The organism is Leeuwenhoekiella polynyae, from assembly GCF_004104075.1.
GTDB classification, from domain to species: Bacteria; Bacteroidota; Bacteroidia; order Flavobacteriales; family Flavobacteriaceae; genus Leeuwenhoekiella; species Leeuwenhoekiella polynyae.
On sequence record NZ_QOVK01000008.1, the window covers coordinates 123,437 to 148,276 of the forward strand.

Here is a 24,840-nt window from a genome sequence, read left to right on the forward strand (position 1 = left end):
AGACAAATCTACTATTTTCAAATTAAAAATGTAAAAGATACATTTAAAATAATTTTAACTATTTTAGTTTACTTCTTCATTCAACAGACGAACGCCATAAATTCCGCCTGCTACAGAGCCCGGCAATGCTTCAAAACGCAGGTTAAGAATTTCGTTTTCCTCAACCAGTTCTTGCGGCAACGGGTAATCTACATCGTAAAAAACATCTCCCTGTGTTCCTGTTAGCTCTGGCGTAGCAATAACATTTCCGTTAATCAGGATTTTAAAATTGCGTCCCGAGTCTTTGCCGTAGTAGGTGATACGCAGGGTTTTTGCCTCTGCCTCTTTATTTTTGAGCTCGTAACTAAACCAACCCGTCGCGTCCCGCCAATGGCGGTTTTTGTGTACCCCGCTATTGGAATTTTGAGAATCAAATCCGTGATCAGATTCTGGTTGTTGCTCACCGGGAGCCACATAATCCAGCGTGATAGATCTCAGGTAGGCTTCTGCTTTTTGTCGCTCTTCAAGCTTGCGCTGCATTTCTGCAAGACTTTCCGGGGTTTCCGTTTTAAAATAAATGGTGTAGCGCTTCTCATGGATTTTATAAAAGGGTTGAAGCACCAAGTCCTTATAAGTATCAGGATAAAGCAGCTGCGAAGCGGTAAATTGTAAGGCTTTACCGGGAATCGGTTTAATCTGATCAAGTATTGAGGTATCTTTTTTCACCACAAATGTAGGCGCCTCGTTTAAAGGAAGAAATGGACCGTTAGCAATATGCCCGCCTCGACTGTCGTCTGCAAACAATCCTTTTTGATCTTCGTCTCCAGTTACCCCAGCTAAAACCAGCGGACCGTATTTAACCGAAACATAACCCGATTCGTCAGGAATTTGCTCCAGACTGAGGTGCATCGGTAATTCCATCTTCACGCGGTCGCCGTTTTTCCATTTGCGCTCAAGCGGAATGTATGAACCCGGAGTTGCCGCTATTTGCTGAAGTTTTCCGTTTACATAAACTTTTAATTCTCCAGCTTTAACCCATTCTGGATAACGCAACATCAGGGTTGCTTTTGTTTTTTTTCGGCTTTGCCAAATCAATTCTGTAAAATCGGCTTCTGGGAAATTGGTTTCTTGCTTTAAAGAAGACTGCTTCTCCTCCCATTTTACTTCAGAAGGAATAAACAGATTTACATAAAGCTTATCATCTGCTTTGGCGTAAATGAGTTCGTTATACTTGGTATGATTCTCCAGTCCCGAACCTACGCAACACCAAAAACTGGTTTCTGGCTGCGAATACACCCGGTAATGACCGGGACGCATCGGTGTAAAATAGACAAAGCCACCTTCCGGATTTTGGGTTGACAAAATGTGATTGTATAATGCGCGCTCGTAAAACTCCATATAGCTTTCGTCGGCCGTATCTTCAAATAAAAGCTTGCTCAGCTTAAGCATATTGTAAGTGTTACAACTTTCTGGTCCCTGCTCACTGCTCATTACCGACGAAAAATCATCAATGGGATTGAAATGCTCGCGTACACTGTTTCCTCCAATACTCAGGCTGCGTTTAGAGGTTACATTATCGTAAAAATTAGACGCTGCCTGATGGTATTTTTTGGCTTCTTCCAATTGACTGATACGCTCAAAACCGATGAATTTTGGGATTTGGGTATTGGCATGCATTCCGGTTAAAATGTCTTCATCAGCTGCTAAAGGCTCTAACAAAGCAAATTGGGAAAAATCTTTAGCCAGTTTCAGGTATTTTTTATCGCCGGTGATTGCGTAAACCTCAGCAAAAACTTCATTAAGTCCGCCGTGTTCCGAGCGCAACATATCCTGAATTTGCTCCTGCGAAAGGTCTGCGGTAGTGGCCATAAACCAATCTGTCAAATCGATGAGCATTTCTTTGGCCAGCGGATTCCGGGCGTGCACCCAGGCATCTTTTAGTCCGTTAAACGTCTTGTGAATATTGTATAGCGGCACCCAACGGTTATTAAGTCCAAAACTTGAGGCATTGATTTTACCGGCTTTGATTTCGCCCCATAATTCCTTGCTTCCCGGAATACCACCTACATATCCATTTGCATTGGTTTGTTGCGCACGGTACAGTTCAGAAAGTGAATAATCTAATAATTTTTTAGCTTCCGGGTCGCCTGTAGAGGCGTAATACATAGACAATGCAGAAAGGTAATGCCCTGCGGTGTGCCCGTCAAGTCCCGTATTTTCCCAGTTGGTGTAGGATTCTGCTTTTGGTTCTAAACCCGCCTCTCTTAGAAAAGGAGCTAATAAACGGTCTGGATCGAGTTGCTTTATGTATTCAAAATCGGTTAAAGCAGCTTCTTTAAATACGCCTTCAGTAACTGAAACCTGATTCAACGGAAACATTTCTATTGCTTGCTGTGCTGAAGCAGAAAGACTAAAAACTAAAAAACTAAAAACTAAATATTTCATATTAATCGAGAACTTTTTCTTTTAAATTTGGCCAGCCTTCTGCATCCCAGGTTAATTCAGAAATTTTTAATTTCGGCGCCCCCTTGTCATTAGCATCATAGGCGTGAAAAATGATGTAATCCTTCCCGTCAAAAGTGTAAGCACTATTGTGACCAGCACCATACCAGTTGTCATTTCCTTCAATAATCAAGGTTCCTCCTCCGTTATTTAATGCGTTACCTTCCTTGTCAACATAAGGTCCTACAGCATTTTTAGAACGACCTACCACAACTTTATAAGTGCTATTTTCACCACGACAGCACAAATCCCAAGATAAAAACTGGTAGTACCAGCCGTTCTTTTTGAAGATAAAAGGTGCTTCTAAAGCAGCATCGCCGGGATCTGCATCTGCTAAATCAAAAGAACGTTCTCTCCGTGCGATAGTATGCCACTCTTGTGGTTGGGCAACGGTTTTTAAATCCTTAGAAAGATTTACCATTTTGAGTCCGTCCCAAAACGAACCAAAAGCCAACCATGGTGTTTCATTATCATCAAAAACAAGATTAGGATCTATAGCATTCCATAAATCACGGTTGGGTACAGACTGTATAACAATTCCCTGATCTTCCCATTTGTAATTGGGGTCTTCAGCATCTAGCGTTGTATTAATAGTCAATCCAATTGCCGAAGTATTTTTCGCAAATGCGGAAACTGAATAATACAAATAATACTTACCATTATAAAACGTAATATCCGGAGCCCAAATGTGATTATTAAAATCGGCAGCAACATCATCTGCCCAGACCGGTTCTTCAGTAAAAACCTGTGGTTCTCGCTCCCAGTTTTTAAGGTCTGGTGAACTGAAAACAGAAATTCCTCTTCCGGTACAAAAGATATAGTACGTATCCCCTTGTTTGATTACGACGGGGTCGTGCACCCGTATATCTTGCGCAAAAAAATTACTGAAAACAAACAGGCTTAAAAAAGTGAATAAAATTTTCATAGTCTAATTTTCAGATTGAATGCCTTCTGAGGTCATCACAATGCGTTTGATGGTTCCATCTTCATTGTAGTATAATCGATCTATACAAACCGAGCGGTGAAAACTGCTTCCGTGGGTTGGAATACTTCCATTATGGTAAATAAAATACCACTTACCTTCAAATTCAATAATAGATTGGTGGTTCGTATTGGAGTTGCCCGCCACCTCATTTAAAATGCCTTTATATTCCCAGGTACCTGTTATAGATTTTGACATCGCATAAGCGGTTTTCTCCGGAAAATCGTACGCATAAGAAAGATAATACCAGTCACCACGTTTGTGTATGTATGGTGCTTCAGTAAATTTAGGAAGGTCAATCGTGTGAATAGGACCGTCCATCTCAATCATATTGCCTTTGAGTTTTACATATTTACACACCTGATTTCCCCAATATAGATATGGGGTTCCGTCATCATCAATAAAAACCGTAGGGTCAATATCATCCCAGCTGATATCAGTCTGGGTAGTCATATCATTTGTGATCAAGGCTTCACCCAAAGCATCTTTCCAGGGCCCCTCAGGACTATCTGCAACAGCCACACCTATCGCCTTACCGGGTTTAGAATCGTTATGTTCAACAGTTACAAACCAGTAAAACTTACCGTCTTTCTCTACAACCTCAGCAGCCCAGGCAGAATGAATTGCCCAGACAAAATCTGTGGGTTTTAAAGGTACCGGATGCTCTTTCCAGTTGATCATATCACCTGAAGAATACAACAGCCACTCATCCATTATGTAACGCTCCTGATCATCAGGTGCCTGGTCATGACCAGCATAAATGTATACCCGATCATCATGCACCAATGCTGCAGGGTCTGCGGTGTACTTATCTGTTACTATTGGGTTATTGTAAGACGCTTCTAACTTTTCAAAAAGTGCATCTCCGCGAACGACCTCAACATCATCTTGCTGAGCTAGAATTGGTTCTGAAATGCTAAAAAGCATTCCAAATACCACAATAGAGAAAAACAAATTTTTCATAATTCTGAATTAAAGATGCAAATATTAATACCTATAAATAAACTAGACACTAAAGTATATCTCTTCTTTATTCAGCTTCAAGAACCACTACAGAGAAAGGAGGTAGTTCTACCTCAAGATTACCCTTCTTCAACTTGAAGTCTTTAAAAATTTTAGGTGTAATCGTTTCTGGTGATTCAAATGTATTGTGATCATCCAGTGTTTTTGAAGTCAGAATGTTTGCTGTGATGTTTTTGATTTTTAAAGCGTCAACATCAATACTTACTTTATTTGACTTTTTAGAATCAATATTCACTAAAGAGATATGTACCTTACCACTTGCATCTTTAGAAGCCGAAGCATTTACCGCAGGAAGCTTTTCACCGCCAAACTCATAATTAGGTGTGTCAAGTTCTACAGGAATAAGCTGTGCATTCTGATGGACGTTATACATTTTCATAACGTGATAGGTAGGCGTAAGAATCATCTTCTCTCCTTCGGTAAGAATTACAGCCTGAAGCACGTTTACCACCTGAGCCAGATTGGCCATTTTTACGCGTCTTGCGTGATTATGAAAGATATTCAACGTCATACCGGCAATCATCGCATCACGCATGGTGTTTTGTTGGTATAAAAAGCCAGGGTTGGTATCTTCCATTACATCATACCAGCCGCCCCACTCGTCTACGACAAGGTCAACTTTACCTTTAGGGTCGTATTTATCCATGATCTCAACATGCTTGGTAACGAGTTCTTCCATCAACCATGATTGCTGCATGGTTTTAAAATACTGATCTTCAGAAAATCCTACTGAAGGTCCCTTTGCATTCCAGTCAATCACCGAATAATGATGTAAAGCAACACCCTGAAGTAAGTTATGAGGAATGTCACGCATCAATACTTCAGTCCAGTGATAATCGTCATTGCTGGCTCCTGAAGCAATTTTATACAATCCCCCTTCAAGTCCCGCATCAGACATAAAGGTGGCATACTTGCGGTAGATGTCTGCATAATATTCTACCCTCATGTTTCCTCCGCATCCCCATGCTTCATTGCCTACACCCCAGTATTTTACACCCCAGGGCTTTTCACGACCGTTTTCTTTACGCCAGTCAGACATAGGGCTTATCCCGTCAAAGTTTACATACTGTACCCAGTCAGATAATTCCTGTACTTCTCCACTTCCTACGTTACCTGCTAAATAAGGTTCCGCACCAAGCTCTTCACAGAGGTTTAAAAAGTTATGCGTACCAAAGCTGTTGTCTTCGGTTACATTACCCCACCAAGTATTCACAATTGTAGGTCGCTCGCTTTGTGGCCCCACACCGTCTTTCCAGTGATAGGTATCTGCAAAACAACCTCCCGGCCAGCGTAAATTAGGAATCTTAAGATCCTTAAGTGCGTTGATAATGTCAATACGTACCCCTTCTGTATTTGGAATATTACTTTTTTCGCCCACATAAAGGCCATCATAAATACATCTTCCCAGGTGCTCTGCAAAATGCCCATAGATATGTTTACTAATTGTGGGAGCATCTTCAGAAGGTTTAATTTTAATCGTCGCATCTTGAGCATTCACTAAAGAGACGCAGCAAAATGCTACTAAGAATGCACCTATAATTTGTAGTTTACTCTTCATCTTTAAATTATTTGGTGTTTAAGTGTTTTATAATTCTACTTCCACGTGAATAGTATTTACTAAAAATGTATCGATTTCGTAACATCTAACTATAAAATCAAAATTGTTTAGTATTCCCGCATTAAAATAAGTGTTATTATTACATTTCCAAATGTAAATAAAGATTGTGAAGGAATAAAGATTATTTTAAATAATTTTAATTCATACCAATCCGAAGTTCTTGTTTTATTAATAACAAGTTATATTTATTACTGTATCATCAACATTTATTTTATTTTTGGTTCTCACTTAGCTATATTCTATATTTTAGCTTTTAATTAATTGTATTGTTATGCTCAATAACTACAATACCGAAGACAAAGTGCTTCTTGCGGTAGATTGTATCATTTTTGGATTTGATCAGGAAGATTTAAAAATTCTCTTGATCAAGCGGGATTTTGAACCTGAAAAAGGTAAATGGTCTCTTATAGGTGGATTTCTAAAAATGACTGAAACTTTAGATGATGCTGCAAATCGTATTTTGAACCACCTTACCGGTTTTGATAAAATATATATGGAGCAACTTTACAATTTTAGCAAAATAGACCGGGATCCTGTAGAGCGAACGCTTTCCGTGGCATATTTTGCTTTAATTAATATTGAAGATCACGACGAAAAGCTCATTGAGCAATATTCTGCTAAATGGTTCAGTATAGAAGAAGCACCATCACTCATATTTGACCACAATCAAATGGTACAAAAAGCCATTTTAAGATTACGCCGCAGAGCTATTTCAAAACCCATTGGTTTTGAGCTCCTTCCGGAAAAATTCACAATGCGCCAATTGCAAAAATTATATGAGTCTATTTTAGACGAAAAATTAGACAAACGTAATTTTATTAATAAAGTAAATGGTCTGGACATTCTGGTAAAACTTGAGGAGAAAGATATGACCTCATCTAGAAAAGGTTCATACCTCTACCAATTTGACAAAGAGAAATACGACCGAAACGTAGAAGACGGTATTACTTTTAAGATATAACATTTCTCCTTCTTTAGTCCATTCCTACCGTTTTTCTTAATACAATGCTAAAGTTTCTGTTTTGTTGAAGTTTTAGACAATTCTTTTAAACAAAACATTAAATTTGAGTACTTGAGAACGACTACATACAGTTTATGAATACGGTAAAAACCTCTTTTAGCATCAAAGATTTAGAAAGCTTTGGTGGTATAAAAGCACATACAATACGTATGTGGGAACGCCGTTATAATCTACTCGAACCAGATAGAACTGAAACAAATATTCGCACCTATTCCATAGAGGATCTTCAAAAATTATTAAACGTCACCTTCTTATTAGACCACAATTATAAGATTTCAAAAATTGCAAAGCACTCAAGTAAAAAGATTGCAGCGCTAGTTTCAGATATTGTTGAAGAAGACGATATGGGTATTAATCATCATGCAATCAATTCATTTAAAATTGCGATGATGAATTTTGATCAGAAGCTTTTCAATAGAGCCTATGCAACTTTAAAACAATCGCTATCGTTTAGAGAAATCTTTTTTAAAATATTCATCCCATTATTAGAAAACATAGGCTTACTCTGGCAATCTGGAGTTATTAATCCTGCTCACGAGCATTTCATTTCAAACCTTATCAAACAAAAAATTCTTATCAATAAAGAGCTTTTAGAAAATGCTGATCGTGATGGATGTGAAAAAATGTTCATTCTCTTTTTACCAGAAAATGAAATTCACGATTTAGGATTGATGTTTCTCAATTATGAGATTGTTGCACATGGCTTTAAGTGTGTATACCTTGGTCAGAATATTCAGATTGAAGATTTAAAATACCTAGCAAGTACACAACAACAACCTCATTTTGTATCCTATCTTACGGTTAATCCCTGTGAAATTTCTGTAGCCAATTTTGTAAAACGTTTCAATAAAGATATCGGTCAAAATAATATGCCCTTATACCTTCTAGGAAGAATCATACAACCGGTTGAACAATCAGAAATGCCTAAAAACGTAAAACTTATAAAATCTATAGATGCGTTTATGACGCTGCTTAACTAAATCATTTATGTCTAAAAAAATTGTAATTATAGGTTCTGGTTTTTCAGCTCTTGCAGCTTCTTGTTACTTAGCTAAAGACGGGTATGATGTAAGTATTTACGAAAAGAACAGCAGTCTGGGTGGGCGTGCAAGACAATTTAAACGCGAGGGTTTCACCTTTGATATGGGACCATCGTGGTACTGGATGCCAGATGTATTTGATCGATTTTTTGAAGATTTTGGTAAGAAAACCTCAGACTACTATTCGCTAGAAAAATTGAATCCTGCTTACAGTGTATATTTTGGTAAAAATCAATACATCACTATTGAAGATACATTAGAAAAAATTAAAGCGACTTTTGAGCGTATTGAGCCGGGTAGCGCTTCAAAACTACAGGGGTTTATAGACGAAGCCCGTGCCAATTATGATGTTGCGATAAAGGATTTAGTATATCGTCCCGGAGTTTCTCCACTTGAACTTGTGACGCCTGCTACAATTAAAAAAATAGGTAGTTTTTTTAGCACGATAAGTAAAGATGTGCGCAAATCATTTAAGAATCCAAAACTGATTTCAATACTGGAATTCCCGGTTTTATTCTTAGGTGCAAAGCCCGATAAAACGCCTTCTTTTTATAGCTTTATGAATTATGCTGATTTTGGTATAGGAACATTTCACCCTAAAAATGGGATGCACGCTGTTGTTTCTGCAATGGTTAATTTAGCCGAAGGTCTTGGGGTTAAAACTTACGTGAACAGCACTATTGGGCGCATTCGTACATCAGGTTCAAAAGCTACAGGAATTGAAGTAAACGGTAAAGCTATTGAAGCAGATATTGTACTTAGTGGCGCCGACTATCACCACACCGAAACCTTACTTCCTAAAAACCTCAGACAATATTCTGAAGAATACTGGGATAAAAAAGTATTTGCTCCCTCTTCTCTACTATTTTATGTAGGCTTTGATAAAAAAATTGAACATGTTAATCATCATACCTTGTTTTTTGATGTGGATTTTGAAAAACATGCCCGTGAAATTTATGATGAACCAGAATGGCCAGACGAACCTTTATTTTATGCAAACTTCCCATCTATTTCAGACGATAGCATGGCGCCAAAAGGTAAAGAAGCTGGTTTTTTTCTGATTCCGTTGGCTCCCGGGGTTTACGATTCTCCAGAACAGCGCGAAAAATATTTTGAAATAATTATAAATCGACTTGAAGAACTTACGGATCAATCTGTTAAAAAAAATATTATATTTAAGGAATCCTTTTGTGTAAATGACTTCGTTGAAGAATACAATTCATATAAAGGAAATGCGTACGGATTAGCGAATACCCTGTTACAAACCGCATTTTTAAGACCTAAACTCAAGAGTAAAAAAGTTGATAACCTCTACTTTACAGGCCAACTCACTGTCCCGGGACCGGGAGTTCCTCCTGCTCTAATCTCCGGTAAACTAGTGGCCGGTTTGATAACTAAAAATGACTAAGAAAAAGAAATGAAAGAAATTTTCGACAACGTATCCTTAGCTTGTTCAGAAACGGTGACGCGCTCCTATAGTACCTCGTTTTCTACGGCTACCCGTATGCTTGCCCCGAGTATCAGGAAGGACATTCACAACATTTATGGTTTTGTAAGGTTTGCAGACGAAATCGTAGATACCTTTCACGATTATGATAAAGAAGAACTCTTTGAGCGCTTTGAAAATGACTTGGAGCACGCACTTGAACACAAAATAAGTTTAAATCCTATTCTCAACTCATTTCAGCATACTTTCCATACCTATAAAATCGAAAAACATCTTGTAGATGCTTTTATGAACAGTATGCGCCTTGATCTTTCTAAAAGCAAATACCTTACGCAAGAGGAATACAAAAATTATATTTATGGCTCTGCTGATGTCGTAGGGCTTATGTGCCTTACTGTATTTGTAAAAGGAGACAGAGCTAAATATGATGAACTTAAAGAAAGTGCACAAAGCCTAGGCTCTGCCTTTCAAAAAGTAAATTTCTTAAGAGATCTTAAAGCAGATCACGAAGAATTGAGCAGAACGTATTTTCCCAATACTAATCTGAATGCTTTAGACGAAGCATCAAAACAAAAAATCATTGCAGAAATTGAAGCTGACTTTGCAAAAGGTCTTGCTGGTATTTGTAAATTGCCTGTAGAAGCAAAATTTGGTGTTTATACTGCATACCGTTATTACAGAAAATTATTGCTCAAGTTAAAGAACACTCCGTCTTTGGAGATAAAAAATGCACGTATTCGTGTTCCTAATTATGTGAAAGCATCTCTACTGGCGCGCAGTTATGTAAAATATAGATTAAACCTTATTTAAAATGCAAACATTACTCTGGATTTTTATTTTCTTGCTCACTTTTGGCATTATGGAGTTTATGGCTTGGTTTACTCATAAATATGTTATGCACGGTTTTTTGTGGTCATTACACAGAGATCACCATCATAAAGACCACGGCTCCTGGTGGGAACGCAATGATTTTTTTTTCATCTTTTACGCATTAGTAAGTATAGGTTGCTTTCTGTTATGGCAATATGAAAATGTGTGGATTGGTTTACCTATAGGACTTGGTATTTTTGCCTACGGTGTTGCCTATTTTATGGTACATGACATTTTTATCCACCAGCGTTTTAAACTTTTTAGAAATGCTAACAATTGGTATGCTAAGGGAATTAGAAGAGCTCATAAAATTCATCATAAACATTTAGGCAAAGAAGAAGGTGAATGTTTTGGAATGCTTGCTCCTCCCTTAAAGTACTTCAAAAATAAATGAGCTTTTTAACCGCTTCTTGGAAAAAGCTCTGCTTTGCTAATTATACCATAGACCCTGAGATACTCAAGCCTTATGTGCCTGCACATACAGAACTTGATTTTTATGAAGGTAAATGTTACGTAAGCCTTGTAGGTTTTTTATTTGACGATGTTAAACTTAAAGGCATCACAATTCCTTTCCATAAGCGGTTTGAAGAAATTAATCTCAGGTTTTACGTAAAGTATTTTGATGGTAAAATCTGGAAGCGTGGTACGGTTTTCATATCTGAAATCGTTAGAAAACCTGCTATTGCCTGGGTTGCTAACTTGCTTTATAATGAGCAATACAGCGTTTTTAAGATGCACTATAAGCACGACCTTACTGATGAAGAAAACTTCTTTAGTTATGGGTTAGACTTTGAAGAGAACTGGCAATTGTTTCAAGTCGCAACAGCTACTAAAACGCACAACTATAAACCCGGCAGTATAACCGAATTCATTACAGAACACTTTTGGGGTTACAGTAAAAAGAATAAGAATCAAACCTGGGAGTACGAAGTGCGTCACCCTATTTGGGAAGCTTATAAAGTACTGGATTATGAAGTGATTTTTGACTTCGGAAAAATCTACGGTTCGGAATTTAATGAACTATCTACTCGCGATCCTGATTCTGTACAATGTATGGAAGGTTCTGCTATTAGTATTGAAGGTAAAAAGCTTATTAAAAAGTAAGCTCTTTAAAAACAGAAACCTTTTAACCCAAACTATTTAATGATTACCGTAAATCTATAATCTAAAGGATCTAAGGCTTCAAACAATTGCGGGATCAAATCTGAACCGTATTCTAAATAAAATTCAGAAAAGTTCATGATACGCTCTTGTAAATTTTCTAACGGGAAAAGCTCGTTTTGAATAGTGGTTAATCTTCTTACGTGATCTCCTAATTTTTTCTTTTGGGCTTTAAGTAAGCGTTTTTCGAGGTGATCTAAACCTTTTAACTGCTTTACCTCCTGAGCTTTTACAGCTCCTAAAAAGGAAGCATCTGTTTCTGATGCCAATTTGTATAAATCCTCAAACTGTTTGACGAGATATTCTTTTTGCGAACTAAAATCAACATCTATATTTGATATTTTTCTAATCTTTCGATTAACGAGATCATTCTGGTTGAGAAAAAGATCTTCTATTGAAACGTTGAGTTTTTTTAATTTCTCCTGTTGCTTTTCGGTTATTAATAATGCAGAATTGCGAACCATCAACATTGGGAACGTGACTTCAACAGCATCAAAAAAACTTTTCAATTCTAACCAATATGCAATCTCTCCGCCTCCACCTATATACGCTAGATTAGGCAAAATAACCTCTTGATACAAAGGTCGCATTATCACGTTAGGACTAAATGATTCAGGTGTTTCTTCTAATTTAACTAATAATTCTTCCTCAGAAAATTCAATTGAAGTATCATTTACAAAATAACGACTGTCCCTTTCAATAATACGTTCTCTAATACCGTCTGCCAGATAAAAAAGGTTGATCTCCCGGGCATTAACTTGAATAGAGTACCCCGCTTTTTCCAGTTTCTCTGCTTGTGTAGTCACAGCTTTATAAGCTTTGTTCTTAAGCAACTCTTGTTTCATATAAGGAGCAAAAATAGACTTCAACTGGTGATCATCACCATCTACAATCACTAACCCATATTGACTAAAAATATGATGTGCTAAAAAACGGGTCGCTTCCGTAAGCGTGTCGTGTTTGAGGTAAGCAGATTCAAACAAATTACAAAGCTCTTTAGCTAAATGGGTATTTCCTAATTCTGCGCAAATAAGATTAAAAACCTCTTGGAGCCCTTCCGTTTTAAGAACACCTACTGCTCCCTTATCATTATCCTGTATGTCCTCCCGGTTCCATTGTATTTTCTTACCGTGAAGTCTAAAATAATTGATTTCGTCAAAATCATGATCTTCGGTAGCCATCCAATAAACCGGAACGAAATTATACTCAGTATAGGCCTCTTTTAACTTTCGCGAAAGCGTAATGGTGCTTATAATCTTATACAAAAAATAAAGTGGCCCGGTAAATAAGTTAAGTTGGTGACCAGTTGTTACAGTAAATGTATTTTCTTGTTCTAATTGCTTTACAGCTGATTCTACAGTCTCTCCTGCTTCTAAGTTTTTATATTGATTACGCAAAGCGGAAACTAAAACAGAACGATTTTCTGAAGAAAAAGATTTTGCTTCTAGCTGTTTTTTAAAATTCTCCAATGTCGGAAAATTGCTATAAAATTGATTCAGACTCTCTTTATCTTCTAGATAATCACAAATGAGTTTAGAGAAATATCCGGTTTCTTTATACGCTATTTTATGAATTGACATGGAGTTCTTTTTTCAATATCAACGATTCCGCAAAAATTATTACTTTAATCGTCAAAAACTAGTTTTCAAGGTAATTATAAGTAGTCAAATTTTAGATTTCACAACGAGAGCAAAAATAAAAGAATAGCCCACTTTTACAGCCCAAATTTACGTTAATTCACAGAGAACAACTTACTCACAATTTTAGTAGTTTTACTGTTCGCTCGATAATCGAGATTTAATCTTTTAGAGGCTATATTCTAAGTAAATATGCTTTTATAAATGATTTCTTGGACTTGGCCAAAATACTGCTTACTAACCTAATTATTGTATGTACAGATTTACACTATTAATTACCCTACTTTTTACTAGTTTGAGTTTCTCTCAATCTCTGCAGTCGCCCGAAGAATTTCTAGGATATAAAATAGGGACAGAATTCTCTAGACACGCAGATGTTGTGTCCTATTTTGAATATGTAGCTTCAAATTCTGATTGGGTTACTTATAAAGAGTATGGAAAAACCAATGAGCGCAGACCCTTAACCTATGCCATAGTTACAACTCCAGAAAACCAGGCGAATATTGAAACCATAAGAACCAACCAACTTCAAAACGCCGGTATTGAAAGTGGATCTGCAAATCCTGATAAAGCCATAATTTGGTTGAGTTATAATGTACACGGTAATGAAGCAAGCAGCACAGAAACTTCTATGCTTACCCTTTATGAGTTAATCACGAATAAAAAAGAGTGGTTGAAAAATACCGTTGTTATTATTGATCCTTGCATTAATCCTGATGGTAGGGATCGTTATGCTAACTGGTATAATAAAGTAAAAGCAACTCCATTCGACACCAATCCTGATGCTGCTGAGCATAACGAGCCCTGGCCTGGTGGTAGAGCAAACCATTACTTGTTTGATCTAAACCGCGATTGGGCTTGGGCAACTCAAAAGGAAACCCGGCAGCGTTTAAAAGTTTATAACAGTTGGTTGCCTCATATTCACGTAGATTTTCACGAGCAAGGCATAAATAACCCGTATTATTTTGCGCCAGCAGCAGAACCTTATCACAAGATAATTACGCCATTTCAATTTCAATTTCAGCAAGAAATAGGAACCAACCACGCTAAGTATTTTGATCAAAACGGATGGCTGTTTTTTACCCGAGAAGTGTTCGATCTACTTTATCCAAGTTATGGTGACACCTACCCTACTTACACCGGCTCTATAGGCATGACTTATGAGCAAGCAGGCGGTGGGCGTGCAGGTTTAGGCATCAAAAAATCAGACGGTACAATTCTAACATTAGTAGATCGCGTAGCCCATCATGTTACTACAGGTATTTCTACTGTTGAAATGGCTAGCAAAAACGTAGAAAGACTTAATTCTGAATTTAAAAAGTATTACAGCAATTCTGATGTAACCTATAAAAATTTCACAATTAGCGGTGAAAAAGATCATCTGGCTGCTTTGGCTGAATTATTAGATTTACACGATATACAATATCGATTTGCTTCTTCCGGAAAAACCAGCGGTTACAACTATAATTCTAAGAAGCAAGAAAGTATGAGTTATGATCAGGCTCTTGTAGTAAGTACAGATCAACCTAAAGGTAAACTGGTACACGTACTTTTTGAGCCAGAAGCAGCTTTGTCTACGCCGCTGACTTATGATATAACAGCTTGGTGTTTATCATATGCATACGGTTTAGAAGCGGTTGCAAGTACAAAAGCTAATTCTGAGACCGCTACAGATCCTTTAACTCCTGAGCGTAATGTACTATCAAAAAATGCAGCCGGCTATATCTCAAAATGGAATAGTATGGAGGATGCAAAATTCTTAAGTGCCTTGCTTCAGGCAAATATTAAGGTTCGGTTTTCTGAAAAAGCTTTTACAAACAGTGGGGTGGACTATCCTACCGGTTCTTTAATTATTACTAGAAGCGATAATAACACAACTGAATTTGATTCCAAATTAATTACAATAGCTAATGAATTTAAACGCAAACTCACCCCTGTAAAAACCAGTTTTGCATCTGCAGGTCCAGATTTTGGTTCGTCATCAGTAAAACTGATTAATAAAGCAAAAATCGCAGTTTTAAGCGGAGAACAAACTTCTTCATTAAGTTATGGTGCGACTTGGCACTTTTTTGAACAACAATTAAATTATCCTGTAACTTCTATTTTAGCCGAAGATCTGGGGCGTATAAACCTAACTGATTATGATATTCTGGTCTTGCCTAGCGGGAGATACCGTTTTGATGAAAACACCTTAGATCAATTAAAGTCATGGGTTCGTAGTGGTGGAAATTTAATAGCTATAGATAATGCATTAAGATCTTTTAGCGATAAAGATGGTTTTGGTTTAAAAGAGTCTGAACCTGTAAAAAAAGGAGATACTATTGTTGATAAATTGGTTCCTTATGCAGAGCGTGAAAGTTCACGAGCTACAGACCTCATTAGCGGTAGTATATTTAAAACACAAGTAGATAACACCCATCCGTTGGCTTTTGGATACAGTGACACCTATTACAGCTTAAAAATAGGTAGCGATGCGTATGCCTTGCTAGACAATGGCTATAATGTTGCTTATTTGGATGACAGTCCGGAAAGTATATCAGGCTACGCTGGTGAAGATGCTTTAAAAGCTTTAAAAAACAGTTTGGTTTTTGGTGTTCAGCCTATGGGTCGAGGTACTGTAACATATATGGTAGATGATCCGCTTTTTAGAGCATTCTGGCAAAACGGAAAATTATTTTTTGTAAATGCCCTATTTTTAAATAACCCTAATAACTACAGAGACTAACGTGATTCTCACAGAAATTGAACTCAAACTAATTGAGAGTTTTGTACTCTTATTTGTATTACTAGTAATACGATATGCAGTATCTAAACTCATTATCAGACGATTTAAGAAGGCTAACTTTGATATTACGCGAAAACAAATAACCGTCAAAGTCCTGAACATGCTATTTTTTCTGGTGCTGGGCTTTTCTATGGTAATTATTTGGGGCTTTTCGGGAGCAGATGTAATTGCCGGTATTGGGTCTGTAATCACAATTCTGGGAGTGGCATTTTTCGCGCAATGGTCGTTGTTATGCAACATCACTTCAGGATTGATTCTCTTTTTTAATCATCCTTTGAAAATTGGTGATTATGTAGAAATCGTAGATAAAGATTTTCCGATGTCAGGACAAGTTGAAAACATCACCCTTTTCTTTTTACACCTGCGGAATAAAGACAATCACGTCTATACCCTAGCAAACACAATTGTTGTTCAAAAAACAATGCGAATAATGAAACCTGAGGAATTCTTTGAAGAAATAAAAAAACTGGAAGAAGAACAAGAAAATAAAAACACACCGGGCACAGATACTGCACTTGATTAAATTAAAAATATCGCTAAAAAATATGCTGACCCTGATAAACTCATATATTTCATTGTGGGTGATGCTAAAACTCAGCTCAAAAAAATTTAGTAATTAGGACTTGAGGTACAAGTTGTTGATCAAAATTTAGAACCTCAAAAATCTTTGACAAAATAAAAGCATTTAAGTATTCAGATTTATAACTATTATTGTAGTTTTATAACTATAATAATAGTTATTTTTGTTCTATGCGTATCTTTTTGTTTTTTACAGGCTTACTATTCTATGTAACTGCATCGGGACAAAAGCAACTTAGCGGATATGTTTACAGCGCTAAAGACTCGACGGCTCTGGAAGCTGTTAGTATTTATTTTGATGGCACAACAATAGGTACAATAACTAACCAAAACGGGCACTACTCCATTCCAGTACAAGAAGGTATAAAAAGTCCGTTAGTCCTCACAATGATGGGCTATTCACCGGTTTACATCAACAACTATTTAAATACAGATGGGAAGATGCCTCCGGTTTACTTAGAAGAAATGACTGAGCAACTGGATCAAGTATTTCTTGAAACCGATCCCTGGACGCGCGAACGCAAATTAAAAGTGTTTATGCTTGAATTTCTAGGACACTCACAAGAAGCTCTAAAATGTAAGATACGTAATCCTGAGGTCCTCAAACTTCATTACAGTCCATCCCAATTAAAACTTACCGCTTGGGCTAACGAGCCCCTTATTATTGAAAATAAATATCTGGGATATACGGTAAACTATACCTTAAACGATTTTCATGTAAATTATGAAAAAAGCCTTAATGCAGGAATGCAATTTGTAAATATGGTTTACTATGAAGGCTTTAGTTTTTATCAGGAATTGAAAAAGAAAACACGTAAGAAATACTTCAAAAATCGAGAAAAGTCCTATTCAGGGTCTACACTTCATTTTATGCGTTCATTAGCTCAAAAGAAGTTACACGAAAATGGCTTCAGAATATTCTATGATAAATTTGAAGCCCCACCTTATTTACATTTTGAATTTAGAAAAGTTCAAGATAAAACTTATGTGAAATTGCTCGTTGAAAAGTTAAGTATCCTTTACGATAATGATGAACAATCAGCTATTCAAACCAATCAGCCTTTTATGATAGATGCTTTTGGAAATCACACACCTCCCAGCGCTATAATTATGGGTGGTGCGATGTCTACAAGAAGATTTGCTTTTATGCTTCCGTTAGACTATAAGCTTCTCCCTGAGTAACTTTTTGCTCAATAAAATCATTTTTGAAGTATGCTAAATCTTCAGCTTTGAAATAATCGAGATCCAGCATTTCGCCATTTCCCATACCTGCGTTAATCGTTAAACTCTTTTCGGTCAATTTGATTGATTTGATCGCAGTCCGATTAAAAACAATTGGTTTTTGTTCTGGTGCTTTTAGCGTCAGTTTTTGATAATCCCACTTGATAACAGAAAATAGACTGTTAGTATAAAGCTGATAACCTACAAAAGTAAGCATTCCAATTCCTATGACTACGTAGCCCCAACCTAAAGTGTTATCAGTTTCGAAATATTTTTGAATTAAACCAAAAACCAAATATAAACAACCATAAATCAACATAGAATTACGTTGCTTTTTGTGTAATTTAGAAGTTATTTTTTTCATCTCTAGAACTGTATATACTTCTAAATATAAATATTATTTTTTTACAGGCTCTGCATATAGGTCAAAATCTTCAGCTTCAGTGATTTTTACCCAAGTGTATTCTCCGGTTTTTAAATAATGTTGCGAAACGTCAATAAGCACTTCATTGTCCACATCTGGCGAGTCAAATTCCGTACGGCCTACAAAGTAGTTTCCTTCTTTTCGGTCAATAACAATACGGAACTCCTTCCCTATTTTCTCTTGATTCAACTCCCAACTGATCTGTGATTGCAACGCCATAATTTCGTTAGCACGCTCCATTTTTACATCTTCAGGAACATCATCTTCTAGATTATACGCATGTGTATTTTCTTCATGAGAGTAGGTAAAACAACCCAAACGCTCAAAACGCATTTCTTTTACCCAATCGCGTAACAGCTCAAAATCTTCTTGAGTTTCGCCGGGATATCCTACGATTAGTGTAGTCCTAATCGCCATTTGCGGTACTTTCTCTCTAAAAGTATGCAATAGTGCATTGGTCTTTTCATAAGTCGTCCCACGGCGCATAGACTTCAGCAACTTGGTCGAGATGTGTTGCAACGGGATGTCAATATAATTACAAACTTTAGATTCTTCATTCATCACGTCGAGTACATCTATCGGGAAACCGGTAGGAAACGCATAATGCAGACGAATCCACTCAATACCTTCAACTTTTACGAGTTCGCGTAAAAGCTTTGCCAGTGCACGTTCTTTATACAGATCAAGACCATAATAGGTTAAATCCTGGGCGATAAGAATCAGTTCTTTAATTCCATTTGCGGCAAGCTTTTCAGCTTCAATCACCAGTTTTTCTATCGGCGTACTTTTATGTCCGCCCCGCATTAACGGGATAGCACAAAACGAACAAGGGCGATCACAGCCTTCAGCAATCTTTAAATAGGCATAGTTTTTTGGAGTAGTAGTCAAGCGTTCTCCTATCAACTCATGCTTATAATCTGCTCCTAAAGCCTTTAATAATCCGGGTAATTCTGTAGTTCCAAAATACTGATCAACATCCGGAATTTCCTGCTGCAAATCAGGCTTATAGCGTTCAGAAAGACAACCGGTTACAAAAACCTTATCTACGATACCGTCTTCCTTTTTCTGAACGTATTCTAAAATCGTATTAACCGATTCTTCTTTAGCATTAGCAATAAAACCACACGTGTTGATAACCACCACATTACCTTCTTCTTCGTGAACAACTTCTTTGTTATTTGCCCGCAATTGTCCCATCAAAACTTCACTGTCATAAACGTTCTTAGAGCAACCTAAGGTCACTACGTTTATTTTATTCTTCTTAAGGGTTTTAGTACGCATAATGCTCTTTATTTTGGGGCGCAAAGATACGGTGTTTTAACGATTTTATGCCTTAAATTAGATGAATCTTAAATTCGGTTAATAGGAGACCGTTACTTTTTAATCTCGCTTATAGCTTTGGTACTGAATTGCTCTTAGATGAGTAATTAGATTATTTGAGTAAGAATTAATGAAAAGAATCACTCCTTAAAATCTGCAGGAGTCTTTCTCTTTTTTGAAATCGTCTCATACGCAAAAGCTAGTTCTAATAACTGAGCTTCTGATAGTGTGGGTGCGATAAACGTTAATCCCATCGGGCGATTATCCTTCTGATAACCCATAGGTACCGTAATCGCAGGATATTTTGCCACAGCAGCATATCCTGCCATATAGTTATTTATTGAAAGTACAGCATCTAGATTATTGGCTTTTATCGGTTCATCAAAGAACCGTCTTCCATTGCGCTCTAAGGTATCTTTAATTGCTGTGAACTCTTCGGCAGAAGCAGAATCTGCTAAAACCCCATAAAGTAATTTTTGACCGTAAGGCATTCTAATCAAAGAATCTTCTTTGTTGTAAACTGTGATTTCATCTAAGTCATTTACTGAAAGTTTTTCAGAACCATATTTTGAGATGTAAGCAGGTAAATCTACTTTCATATCCAAGTTTAAAACCCGTACAAATTGCGGTAAATCAATTTCAGGTCGAGTTAACTCAATTAAAGTAGCGCCAGCTTCTTCTAACGCCTGTACTGCCTGCACGTACAAGGTATCCTCATAGCCTTTGTAATATCCTAAGCGCTTTTCTTTTAAGAATCGTTCAGGATCTAAATTCTTCAAAGCGTTGATATAATTTGTTTGCGGGGCATTTAGACTTACAGCCTTTTCATCTTCAGAATCCAGGCCGGTCATTGCCTGAAGCATAATCGCATTGTCAATCACAGAGCGTGTCATCGGCCCCGGGGTGTCTAGCGTACTTGAGATGGGCACAATTCCTCCACGAGAAAGTAAACCTATTGTAGGCTTCAAACCTACAACTGAGTTTGAACTTGATGGTGACAAAATAGAGCCACTAGTTTCTGAACCTACCGCGGCGACAGCAAAATTAGCCGCCATCGAAACACCGCTACCCGAACTGGAACCGCCAGTATCGTGAATTTTTCTTCCGTAAGGATTTAGAGTTTGACCACCTACTGCAGAATACCCACTAGGGCAATCACCACAAAAGAAATACGCCCACTCGCTCAAATTAGCTTTACCAAGAATCAAAGCTCCGTTTTCTTTTAATTTTTGAGTAATAAAAGCGTCACCAGTAGTGTTGTTCTCAAAAACAACCGCACCGGCTGTTGTAGGCATATCTGCAGCATTTATGTTATCCTTCAGCAAAACCGGCATCCCGTAGATTGAATAACAATCTATCGCTTCAATCTCTATCGTATCTAACTGCCGTGCTTCATCCAGCACCTTAGGATTTAAAGCAATAACCGAGTTTAAAGACAGGTCATTATTTCGGTCGTATTTTTTGATTCGACTTAGATAAAATAAGGTAAGCTCTTCATAGGTAAGCTTACCATCTGCAACGGCTTGTTGAATTTCAGGAATTGTTTTTTCAAAAATCAGAGGTTTGAGTTTATCGTACTTCGTTTCGATAAATGTTTTTACCTCAAAATTGAATGATTTCCATAAAACTGATGTATCTAAAACCTTAGAATCTAAGACGGCATACTCGCGTTCCTGAATACTGTCCGTTTCAATTTCTGGGCTTTCCTGAGTATTGGAGTTCGATTCTTTTTTACAAGAGAGCAGTATAAATAGCGTACAAACAAGTATTTTTTTTTTCATAGGGTTTTAATTTTCCTCCTAAAATACAAAAAGGCATCTCATAAAAATGGACGCCTTTATATTTTAAACAATTTGGTAAATTTTATACTCTAAAAAAGGAATCTACGAACTCAATCTTATTGAATACTTGTAAATCTTCAATTCCCTCGCCTACACCTATATATTTTACAGGAATTTGAAATTGATCACTAATACCAATTACCACGCCACCTTTTGCCGTACCATCTAGTTTAGTAACGGCTAAAGAAGTTACTTCTGTAGCAGCTGTAAACTGCTTAGCCTGCTCAAAAGCATTCTGCCCGGTAGATCCATCTAAAACCAATAGGACTTCGTCTGGTGCATCATCAACAACTTTTTGCATCACACGCTTTACTTTAGTCAGTTCATTCATCAAATTGACTTTATTATGTAAACGTCCAGCGGTATCTATGATCACTACATCAGCATTCATTTTAACAGCGCTTTGCACCGTATCAAAAGCCACTGAAGCAGGGTCACTACCCATTTGTTGTTTTACAATAGGAACATCTACGCGATCTGCCCAGATTTGTAGTTGATCTATAGCAGCTGCTCTAAAGGTATCACCTGCTCCCAGAACAACATTAAGCCCTTTCTTTTTAAACTGATAAGCTAACTTACCAATGGTCGTGGTTTTACCTACACCATTCACACCCACTACCATAATCACATAAGGTTTTTTAGCAGGAACCGAAAAGTCTGTAGCATCACCTGAATTGGTCTCACTCATCAAACCGGCGATCTCTTCTCTAAGAATCGTATTGAGTTCTTCTGTGCCTAAATACTTATCCCTCGCTACGCGCTCTTCAATTCTGTCTATGATTTTAATGGTAGTAGCTACTCCAACATCACTGGAAACTAAAATCTCTTCAAGACTATCTAAAACCTCATCATCTACTTTGCTTTTACCAGCAACAGCTTTTCCTAATTTGTTTAAAAAATTCGTATTTGTTTTCTCCAGACCTTTGTCTAAAGTTTCTTTTTTTTCTTTTGAAAATATTTTTTTGAAAAAACTCATCGTATTCAGGATGCATTGGTTAGCAGTGCAAAGGTATTCTCTTTAATGCTATTTAAAAACTTGTTGAAATTAAAAATACAAAAAGCCGTTACACCAAAGTGTAACGGCTATGTATAAACATTTAGAATGTCTTATTTTTTGTCTAAAAACTCTCCAACCATTTCTGGTGCCATAACAGCTTCTACAAAAGTGTAAGCTCCTGTCTTAGGAGACTTTACCATTTTAATGGCTTTGGTCAAACGTTTTGAACCGGTCTGTAATGTTGCTACTGATTTCTTTGCCATGTCTTATTTTATTTCTTTGTGAACAGTCATTTTATTCAAGATTGGGTTGAATTTCTTCAACTCCATTCTATCTGGGGTGTTCTTTTTGTTCTTAGTGGTAATATAACGAGAAGTTCCTGGTTTCCCAGAAGCTTTATGCTCTGTGCACTCTAAAATTACCTGTACTCTATTGCCTTTCTTTGCCATAATTCCTAATCGTTATACCGTTATTACTTAGTAAGAAAGCCTTTTGCACGCGCTTCCTTAAGCACAGCAGTAATTCCTTTCTTATTTATATTTTTAAGAGCGGCTGTAGAAATTTTTAATGTAATCCACTTATCTTCTTCCGGAATATAAAAACGTTTTTTGATTAAATTGGCATCAAATTTACGCTTGGTTTTATTCATCGCGTGAGAAACATTGTTTCCTACCATTGCTTTTTTGCCCGTAAGCTCACAAACTCTTGACATGATTCTAAACTTTATAATGTGTTACTGAAAAACAGGGTGCAAATTTACACAACTAAAACAAGTTGACCAACTTAAAACACTAGTTTTTTAAAATTTCTTTTTGAAGGAGTTCAAAAGCTTTATTTACGCTTTTAGATATCACCCGCTCCCTCTGGCTTCCCATCTTAAATTCTTGAGAAAACACACCGCCTGGCGTTGCTATGCCAATAATAACTGTACCTACTTCAGCATCAGAATCTCCTTTTGATGGTCCAGCATTTCCTGTTGTAGAAATCGCATAATCTGATTTATACCAATTTTTGACAGCCGAAGCCATTGCTTCGGCTACCGGAGCGCTTACTACAGAATGTTCATCGATCAGAGATTGTTCAATTTTAAGCAATTCGACTTTAGAATGTGTCGCATAGGTAACCATTCCTCCTTTAAAGTATGCCGAAGCTCCAGGAATTGACGTGATAGCGGAGGCTATCTGCCCTCCAGTGCAACTTTCAGCTACAGCAAGTGTTTTTCCTTTTTGAACAAACAAACGACCTACAACGGTCTCTATAAGCTCATCGTCATCATAGCCTACAATAATATCACCTATCAACTTATGAAGGCTTATAACTTGCTCTTCAAGCTTTTGATCTAGCACTTCTTTAACAGGCCCTCTTGTAGAAAGTCTAAGGCGAACTTTTCCTAAAGCGGGTAAATATGCAAGCTTAATTTCTTTTGGCAGCATATTCTCCCAATCTTCAATTTTATCAGCAATCTCACTTTCCCCCATTCCATAGGTCTGCAGGGTCTTATGAACAATAAAAGGTCTGCTGAATTCTCGCTGCAATCTGGGAATTACCTCATCAGTCATTAAGGCTTTCATTTCAAAAGGAACTCCCGGCATGGAAATAAAAACAGTATTACCATCTTTCATCCACATCCCGGGCGCTGTACCGTTTCTGTTCATCAAAACAGTTGATTTACTCGGCACCAAAGCCTGAGATCGATTTGCAGGCAATATAGGTCTATTGACGTGATGCTTAAAAATACATTCTATATTTTGAAGCACTGTTGCATCTTCAACCAAATGATCTTTAAAAAATTCACAAAATGTATGCTTAGTAACATCATCTTTTGTGGGACCCAGACCGCCGGTAATAATTACCACTTCGGCACGCTCTTTCGCGGAAGCAAGACTCTCTAAAATATGTTGTTTATCATCAGAAATAGAAGAAATTTCATGAACTTCAATTCCTATCTTGTCTAACTCCTTTGCAATAAAAGCTGAATTGGTATCTACAATCTGGCCAATGAGAATCTCATCGCCTATTGTTATTATATGTGCTCGCATTACATTTTCCAGTCTTTGCGCATCTCGGCAATCGCATCATTAACCATTGTTACAATGGTATTGAGCTGTGGTCTGATAGCTGATGTAGGTTTGTTGCTATCTGCCCAGCGCTCCATCGCCGAAATTTCACGAATAAGATCTATACCAAACATCTCTAGATTTGGTTTCATTTTATGAGCAAACTGGTAAGCCATTTTATGATTATCGTTATCTATGGCAAGTTGCATACTTTCAAGATCTGGTGGAATCTCAACTAAGAAAGCTTCAACGACAGTTTTCATAAATTCTTTATCCCCGCCAGACATATCTTCAAGCTGGTATAAATCGTAATGAGTAGGCATATTTATATAATTT

The 24,840-nt window shown here is 37.1% G+C and carries 23 protein-coding genes; 9 read left to right on the forward strand and 14 right to left on the reverse strand.

Annotated elements, in window-relative coordinates; all coding sequences use genetic code 11:
• Positions 1-63: 63 nt before the first annotated feature.
• The 4 genes from DSM02_RS10865 to DSM02_RS10880 form a co-directional block, all read right to left on the reverse strand.
• Positions 64-2,424, reverse strand: a complete 2,361-nt coding sequence (locus DSM02_RS10865; protein ID WP_128765657.1) for a glycoside hydrolase family 127 protein — start codon at positions 2,422-2,424, stop codon at positions 64-66.
• Between the two features lies 1 nt (position 2,425).
• Complete coding sequence (locus DSM02_RS10870; RefSeq protein ID WP_128765658.1) at positions 2,426-3,406, reverse strand: arabinan endo-1,5-alpha-L-arabinosidase; 981 nt, start codon at positions 3,404-3,406, stop codon at positions 2,426-2,428.
• A gap of 3 nt (positions 3,407-3,409) precedes the next feature.
• Positions 3,410-4,426 (reverse strand): glycoside hydrolase family 43 protein, encoded by a 1,017-nt coding sequence (locus tag DSM02_RS10875; protein WP_128765659.1) that lies wholly within the window; start codon positions 4,424-4,426, stop codon positions 3,410-3,412.
• A gap of 67 nt (positions 4,427-4,493) precedes the next feature.
• Positions 4,494-6,044 (reverse strand): alpha-N-arabinofuranosidase, encoded by a 1,551-nt coding sequence (locus DSM02_RS10880; protein WP_128765660.1) that lies wholly within the window; start codon positions 6,042-6,044, stop codon positions 4,494-4,496.
• Positions 6,045-6,375: 331 nt separating this feature from the next.
• Between DSM02_RS10880 and DSM02_RS10885 the strand changes: the two genes are divergently transcribed.
• From DSM02_RS10885 to DSM02_RS10910, 6 genes are all read left to right on the forward strand, one after another.
• Complete coding sequence (locus tag DSM02_RS10885; RefSeq protein ID WP_128765661.1) at positions 6,376-7,065, forward strand: NUDIX hydrolase; 690 nt, start codon at positions 6,376-6,378, stop codon at positions 7,063-7,065.
• A 134-nt stretch (positions 7,066-7,199) separates the two neighbouring features.
• Positions 7,200-8,105: a MerR family transcriptional regulator gene (locus DSM02_RS10890; protein WP_128765662.1), complete on the forward strand. Its 906-nt coding sequence runs from the start codon at positions 7,200-7,202 to the stop codon at positions 8,103-8,105.
• A gap of 7 nt (positions 8,106-8,112) precedes the next feature.
• A complete protein-coding gene (locus tag DSM02_RS10895) occupies positions 8,113-9,573 on the forward strand; it encodes a phytoene desaturase family protein (RefSeq protein WP_128765663.1) in 1,461 nt (486 codons plus the stop codon).
• 9 nt (positions 9,574-9,582) lie between these two features.
• The gene (locus tag DSM02_RS10900; RefSeq protein WP_128765664.1) at positions 9,583-10,422 is read left to right on the forward strand and encodes a phytoene/squalene synthase family protein; all 840 of its coding nucleotides are present in this window, start codon (positions 9,583-9,585) and stop codon (positions 10,420-10,422) included.
• 1 nt (position 10,423) lies between these two features.
• The gene (locus tag DSM02_RS10905; RefSeq protein WP_128765665.1) at positions 10,424-10,876 is read left to right on the forward strand and encodes a sterol desaturase family protein; all 453 of its coding nucleotides are present in this window, start codon (positions 10,424-10,426) and stop codon (positions 10,874-10,876) included.
• Positions 10,873-11,586, forward strand: a complete 714-nt coding sequence (locus DSM02_RS10910; protein ID WP_128765666.1) for a YqjF family protein — start codon at positions 10,873-10,875, stop codon at positions 11,584-11,586. Before DSM02_RS10905 ends, DSM02_RS10910 begins: the two co-directional genes overlap by 4 nt.
• Positions 11,587-11,618: 32 nt before the next feature.
• Here the strand turns inward: DSM02_RS10910 and bshC are convergent, their stop codons facing one another.
• Positions 11,619-13,223: a bacillithiol biosynthesis cysteine-adding enzyme BshC gene (gene bshC / locus DSM02_RS10915; protein ID WP_128765667.1), complete on the reverse strand. Its 1,605-nt coding sequence runs from the start codon at positions 13,221-13,223 to the stop codon at positions 11,619-11,621.
• Positions 13,224-13,533: 310 nt separating this feature from the next.
• Here bshC and DSM02_RS10920 point away from each other — a divergent pair, with 310 nt between their 5' ends.
• The 3 genes from DSM02_RS10920 (at position 13,534) to DSM02_RS10930 (ending at position 17,826) form a co-directional block, all read left to right on the forward strand.
• Entirely contained in the window at positions 13,534-16,005 is a 2,472-nt protein-coding gene (locus tag DSM02_RS10920; RefSeq protein ID WP_128765668.1) for a M14 family metallopeptidase, read from the forward strand.
• Between the two features lie 160 nt (positions 16,006-16,165).
• Entirely contained in the window at positions 16,166-16,588 is a 423-nt protein-coding gene (locus DSM02_RS10925) for a mechanosensitive ion channel domain-containing protein (protein WP_128765669.1), read from the forward strand.
• A gap of 227 nt (positions 16,589-16,815) precedes the next feature.
• Positions 16,816-17,826: a carboxypeptidase-like regulatory domain-containing protein gene (locus tag DSM02_RS10930; RefSeq protein ID WP_128765670.1), complete on the forward strand. Its 1,011-nt coding sequence runs from the start codon at positions 16,816-16,818 to the stop codon at positions 17,824-17,826.
• On the opposite strand, the gene DSM02_RS10935 is transcribed toward DSM02_RS10930, so the two are convergent.
• From DSM02_RS10935 to DSM02_RS10975, 9 genes are all read right to left on the reverse strand, one after another.
• Positions 17,789-18,229, reverse strand: coding sequence for a hypothetical protein (locus tag DSM02_RS10935; protein WP_128765671.1), 441 nt, complete (start codon positions 18,227-18,229; stop codon positions 17,789-17,791). The two genes, DSM02_RS10930 and DSM02_RS10935, sit on opposite strands and share 38 nt — an antisense overlap.
• 33 nt (positions 18,230-18,262) lie before the next feature.
• Positions 18,263-19,570: a 30S ribosomal protein S12 methylthiotransferase RimO gene (gene rimO, locus DSM02_RS10940; protein WP_128765672.1), complete on the reverse strand. Its 1,308-nt coding sequence runs from the start codon at positions 19,568-19,570 to the stop codon at positions 18,263-18,265.
• 179 nt (positions 19,571-19,749) lie between these two features.
• The gene (locus DSM02_RS10945) at positions 19,750-21,390 is read right to left on the reverse strand and encodes an amidase family protein (RefSeq protein WP_128765673.1); all 1,641 of its coding nucleotides are present in this window, start codon (positions 21,388-21,390) and stop codon (positions 19,750-19,752) included.
• An 82-nt stretch (positions 21,391-21,472) separates the two neighbouring features.
• Entirely contained in the window at positions 21,473-22,426 is a 954-nt protein-coding gene (ftsY, locus tag DSM02_RS10950; protein WP_128765674.1) for a signal recognition particle-docking protein FtsY, read from the reverse strand.
• 131 nt (positions 22,427-22,557) lie between these two features.
• Positions 22,558-22,710 (reverse strand): DUF4295 domain-containing protein, encoded by a 153-nt coding sequence (locus DSM02_RS10955; protein WP_072979645.1) that lies wholly within the window; start codon positions 22,708-22,710, stop codon positions 22,558-22,560.
• Positions 22,711-22,713: 3 nt separating this feature from the next.
• Positions 22,714-22,896: a 50S ribosomal protein L33 gene (gene rpmG / locus DSM02_RS10960; protein ID WP_028375871.1), complete on the reverse strand. Its 183-nt coding sequence runs from the start codon at positions 22,894-22,896 to the stop codon at positions 22,714-22,716.
• A gap of 23 nt (positions 22,897-22,919) precedes the next feature.
• Positions 22,920-23,159, reverse strand: coding sequence for a 50S ribosomal protein L28 (rpmB, locus tag DSM02_RS10965; RefSeq protein ID WP_009780710.1), 240 nt, complete (start codon positions 23,157-23,159; stop codon positions 22,920-22,922).
• A gap of 79 nt (positions 23,160-23,238) precedes the next feature.
• A complete protein-coding gene (locus DSM02_RS10970) occupies positions 23,239-24,486 on the reverse strand; it encodes a competence/damage-inducible protein A (protein ID WP_128765675.1) in 1,248 nt (415 codons plus the stop codon).
• Positions 24,486-24,827: an Hpt domain-containing protein gene (locus tag DSM02_RS10975; protein WP_128760445.1), complete on the reverse strand. Its 342-nt coding sequence runs from the start codon at positions 24,825-24,827 to the stop codon at positions 24,486-24,488. The genes DSM02_RS10970 and DSM02_RS10975 overlap by 1 nt, the downstream gene beginning before the upstream one ends.
• Positions 24,828-24,840: the final 13 nt, after the last annotated feature.